The organism is Sphingopyxis sp. (genome assembly GCF_036402335.1).
Classification (GTDB): Bacteria; Pseudomonadota; Alphaproteobacteria; order Sphingomonadales; family Sphingomonadaceae; genus Sphingopyxis.
In genome coordinates, this window is the sequence record NZ_DASWTD010000117.1 from 1 (window position 1) to 5,011 (window position 5,011).

The following is a 5,011-nucleotide window of genomic DNA, read 5'->3' on the forward strand; positions in this document are numbered from 1 at the left end:
GCAGATCTTGCGCTTTACGCGGCGAAGGCAGAGGGGGCGGGGGGCGTTCGCGAATTCCGCCCTGAAATGCGCGAATCCGCAGAAAGCCGCAAGTCGATGCTGCGCGAGGCGCGCGAGGCTCTTCGTGATGATCGGGTCATCCCTTTCTATCAGGCAAAGGTCGACCTCCGCAGCGGCGATGTGATCGGATTTGAAGCTTTGCTGCGCTGGCATCATCATCGGCGCGGTCTTCAGCCGCCCGACAGCATCCAGGCCGCATTCGACGACAGCCTGCTGGCGAGCGAACTGACCGACCGGATGATAGACCGCGTGCTCGCCGACGTTGGAGAGTTTAACGAGAAGGGCGTTGCCTTTGGCCGCATCGCGATCAACGGCTCGCTTGCGGATTTCCGGCGCGACGACTTCGCGGACCGCATTCTCGGAAAGTTTCAGCGGGTGGGACTCCCGCCGACGTTGCTCGAGCTTGAAGTCACCGAAAGCGTCTTCGTCGATCATTTGGCGCTCAACGTCGAGCGTGCGCTGCGGACGTTGGTGGCCGAGGGCGTGTCGATTGCGCTCGACGACTTCGGCACAGGCTATGCTTCGTTGACGCACCTCCAGCAATTTCCTGTCCACGTGCTCAAGATCGACCGATCGTTTATCTCGCGTCTCGACAGCACCGACAGCGCCGATTTCGCAATCGTGCATGGCGTGATCGACATCGCGCATCGGATGAACATCGTCACGGTTGCCGAGGGCGTCGAAAGTGAAAATCAGCTCGTCCGGCTACGCAGCCTCGGCTGCGACATCGCGCAAGGCTATCTTTTCAGTCGCGCGATCAGCGCTGAACGCGTACCAGCCTGGCTAAGAAAATGGGCACAGGACCCTCCACTCTGGTTGGAGGCCGCGACCGACCGGGCCACAGCCGACCCGCCGACCCGCTCTGCATGACAAGGACGGGACTCACCGCGCTGCTATTCTTGTGCCGGCTTCCGTTCCTTAATAGCAGCCTTCTTGCTGCTCGCGGCCAACCGCCGACAGCTTCACACGCGCCTTTCGCGCTGCTGACTTCAGGCCGCCATGTCGGCAGCGACCGCATCCGCATCCAGGCAGAATAGAGCGCGGGCCTTGCCGCCTGCTTTGGCCCGGTAAAGCGCGGCATCGGCGCAGGCGAGGAGGCGCTCGAGTTCGAGGCCGAGCTTGGGTGCCGTGGCAATGCCGACGCTGACGGATATCGACATTGAAATGCCCTCCAGGAGATAGGGCTTGCTGATCTCGCGGATTATCCTGCGCGCCAGCAATTCAGCTTCCGTCTCTGCGGCTATGCCGGCCTGCAGCACGATGAACTCGTCGCCGCCGAGGCGCGCGACGACGTCGTCGGCCCGAACCATGTTTTCGAGGCGCCGCGCCACCTGCTCGAGCAACGCGTCGCCGGCGGGGTGACCATGTCGGTCATTGATCGCCTTGAACCCGTCGAGGTCGAGATAGTGAAGCGCAACGAGGCTCTTGGCGCGCACCGCGTTCGCGGCCCGATCCTGAAATTGTTCGCGCAGCAACAACCGGTTCGAGAGCCCGGTGAGCGCGTCGGTTCGAGCAAGCTTGGCCATATCGTGTCGCGCAGTATGATGTTCGACCGCCGACCGATAGAGGTGGGCGACGGTCTGAAGACTAAGCCCGGTGATCGCCGCGACGATGAAAGCTTCGATAAGAAACAATTCCCGGTGGAGTGACATCGCATTGGGCTCGGAGGCGTGCATCGCGAGCGCGATCACCGTTGGTACGGTCGCAGTAAGGAGCGCCGCGACGCACATGCCAGGCCGGACTGATGTGCGCGAGACGATCCCGGCGCCGAAGCCAAATACGAGACTGACGGTAATCAGATGGAGCAGCGGATTATGGGTCGATATCGCTACAACGTTGAGGAGCGCGAGGAGCGCTGCCAATGTCAGGTTGCCGATTGCGTAGCGCTGTTCCCATCTTCGCAATTCGTCGAAGGCGAGGACAGGCCCAGCACGGCGATAGGCGCGGATCGTCAAAAGGCGCGCAAAGGTGATGATGCCGCCAACCCCTCCAAGACAGAGCAGGAAAGGGCTATCGAGCTCGCGCCCGATGAGCATGCAGATGCCGACGAACACTGCGCCCAGTCCGAATATCGGCAATCGCATACTGAAGAGCATGTCGACGAAGTCGCGGTATACCGGAAGCGGCAGCGTCGCAGGATCCGGGAAAATGCGCAGGTGAAACAGGCGCGCGATCGGGGCGGGGGAGTCCGATCTTCTCATGTCACCAATCATAATCTCTTAATCTTAACGCGCCGTAACTCGCATCGAATATGCATTAATGAACAGCGCTCCGCGAAGTTCCGACTGCTGCCGTGCGGGACAGGAGAAAGGCGACGGGTTCGAACCCGATCTCATCCATCGCCATGCGAGCTACGATGTCGGCGGGCTTGGACTCTCATTCTTTCCGCAGATCGCGAGTGCAAACCATCGGACGGGCATACTGCCAAATGTCCGCTTCTCACGATTTTAACCTTATGAACCGGCTGTCTCGCCCCGGCCACTCAACGACGATTTGCTCAAGAGAACGCCCGCCCGATCGAAATCGGGCGGGCGTAAGATGAAGAGCCGTGTTTCCTGAAAGGAAGAGCTCTCTTGGGTCGCATGCCGCGCTTAGCTTCGCTGGTAGACCTGATATTGTACCGCGGCGCCAAAAAAGAGCATCGCTCACACCTCAGGGCTTGGCCGCAACCGGAAGACGGAATGTTGCGCCCAGCCTGTTGAATGCGTTCATCGCCGCAATCGCGATCGTCAGGTCCACAAGATCTTTCGGCTCGAAAGCCTCGGCTGCCGCTGCATAGGCCTCGTCGGAAGCATGGGTCTCGCTGACGCGCGTCACTTCCTCGGCCCAAGTCAGTGCCGCACGATACTGGTCGGGGAACAGATGCGGGACGTCGTCCCACACCGGAAGCAGCGCGACCTTGTCGATCGGCATGGTCTTTAGAAGGTCTCGGGTGTGCAGATCGATGCAGTGAGCGCATCCGTTGATCTGTGAGACCCGAAGGAAGACAAGATGAATCAGCTCTGCCGGAAGGGCCGTATTATGAGTGGTATAATGGTGCACGCGTACAGCGCCTTCGCGCCGGCGGGAGCGACTCCGGACCAATTCAACCGATTCATCTGATCTTCCTTTCTTCTTGAGCCGATATCGGCGTCATCTTGCCTGACGAGCGGGTGCCCGCCGCTGTGACATCCAGGCCGACAAAAATGTCGGTGCGACCGGATGTGGGCGAAAGGGATCGGAAGAAAGGCCCGAGATTGGTCTACCGCAGCGTACCAATCAGGCCGCGCTGCGAAACGAGGGGCCACGGCATCGTCGTACAGCCACAGAGGGTCCGCTTATTTCAACGGAGTTGAAAAGCGGCCTGTCCGCAATCGGCCATTGTGGCGAGTTGCAGCCGCCTTAAGACCTAAAACTCTCCTGCCACCCCGACACGAACCGCGGTGTTGCGTCCGGCGGCGTGCGAGACGCCCGCGGTGAACGCGAGCGGCGCGCCCGTGTCGAAGCGATGCGCGATCGACGCTCCGATCGCCTGTTCGCCGCGGAAGGTCGCAAGATTGAAGGTGTAGCTCGTCTTGCCCGGCTCCGACGGCATCGGCGCGGCGGTCAGGGCAACCGCCACGGCGGTACCGCGCTGCGCCTCGCGGCGATCGCGATCGGTGATCGAATAAAGATCATCGATCTGTGCGCTGTGAGCGGCCGTCAGCGCCTGCAGCGCCGGAACGGCCGACAGGGTAATCGTTTCGAGCGAGGTCAGCCGGCTGTCCTGCATGGCGTTGACGGTCTGGATCGCTGCGATCTGCGTATCCTGCGTCCTGTTGACGCCTTCCGCGGCGGTGATCCGTCCATCCTGCTCGGCATTTTGGGCCAGCGCAGTGCCGGCGTCGGCTGCGGCGTTCGTGGCCGCAGCCTGCGCCGCTGCGGCCTCGGTGCGCGCCGCGTTGGCCGTGCCAAGCGCGCTGTTTGCGGTTCCCTGCGCGGCTGCGGCATCGGCGCGTGCCGCATCCGCTGCCAATTGCGCGATGGCTGCATTGGCAAATGCGCTGTCGGCTCTGCCGAGTGCGCCGTTCGCGGTACCCTGTGCCGCCGCGGCATCCGCACGCGCGCTGTCTGCCGCCGATTGGGCGCCGCTCGCACTGGCTAGCGCGCTGTTTGCGGTTCCCTGCGCGGCTGCGGCATCGGCGCGTGCCGCATCCGCTGCCGATTGCGCCGTGGCTGCATTGGCAAATGCGCTGTCGGCTCTGCCGAGTGCGTTGTTTGCGGCACCCTGTGCCGTCGCGGCGTCCGCACGCGCGCTGTCCGCCGCGGATTGCGCGTAGGCTGCATTGGCGAATGCGTTATTGGCCGTGCCGAGCGCGCTGTCTGCGGTTCCTTGGGCGCTGTTTGCACTCTGCTGGACGGTGAACAGCTGGCTGCCGTTGATGGCGTCGGTGCTAGCGGCATTCACTGCCCCGGTGCTGACATTGACAAGGGCGCGTGTCTGACCTGCTGATCCGAACGACACGGTATTGGCGGTGGTGGCGGTCGAGTTGGTGCCGATCGCGACGCTGCCGTTCGCGCCGTTCGCAACCTGGCTGCCCGACCCGATCGCGACGCTATCGTTGGCGAGTGCCGCCGCGCCCGATGCACTTGCGGTGGCGCCGCCGATCGCGGTGCTGGCGTTTCCGGATGCGACGGCGCCCTGGTTCGTGCCCGAGGCGCTTCCGACCGCGATCGCACCGGTACCCGACGCCTGTGCGCCGCTGCCGCCGGGCCGGGCAGGAAAGCCGCAGCATCCGTCGGGCCCGTCACCGCCGGCGCCGACCGCTATGGCTCCGTTGGCCGAGGCTTGCGCGCCGCTGCCGCCGGTGCCCCCGGTGCCGCCAGCGAGCCCGGAGCCCGCGGTGCCGCCGCCACCGATTGCGGTGGCTCCGCCGGCCGAAGCGCTGGCACCGGCGCCGCCGGTGCCGGAGGTGCCGCCGGCCGTGCCGTT

Annotated in this window: 3 protein-coding genes and 1 pseudogene; 1 reads left to right on the top strand and 3 read right to left on the bottom strand. The window is 63.8% G+C overall.

Annotated elements, in window-relative coordinates; genetic code table 11:
• Positions 1–96: 96 nt before the first annotated feature.
• A complete protein-coding gene (locus VGD20_RS03440; RefSeq protein ID WP_331133112.1) occupies positions 97–930 on the top strand; it encodes an EAL domain-containing protein in 834 nt (277 codons plus the stop codon).
• Between the two features lie 119 nt (positions 931–1,049).
• Here the strand turns inward: VGD20_RS03440 and VGD20_RS03445 are convergent, their stop codons facing one another.
• The 3 genes and pseudogenes from VGD20_RS03445 to VGD20_RS03455 form a co-directional block, all read right to left on the bottom strand.
• On the bottom strand, positions 1,050–2,273 hold the full coding sequence (locus VGD20_RS03445) for a GGDEF domain-containing protein (protein ID WP_331133110.1): 1,224 nt from the start codon (positions 2,271–2,273) through the stop codon (positions 1,050–1,052).
• A 439-nt stretch (positions 2,274–2,712) separates the two neighbouring features.
• Positions 2,713–3,102, bottom strand: a complete 390-nt coding sequence (locus VGD20_RS03450; protein WP_331133111.1) for a carboxymuconolactone decarboxylase family protein — start codon at positions 3,100–3,102, stop codon at positions 2,713–2,715.
• Between the two features lie 346 nt (positions 3,103–3,448).
• Positions 3,449–5,011, bottom strand: a pseudogene (locus VGD20_RS03455) (hypothetical protein); the annotation flags it as partial.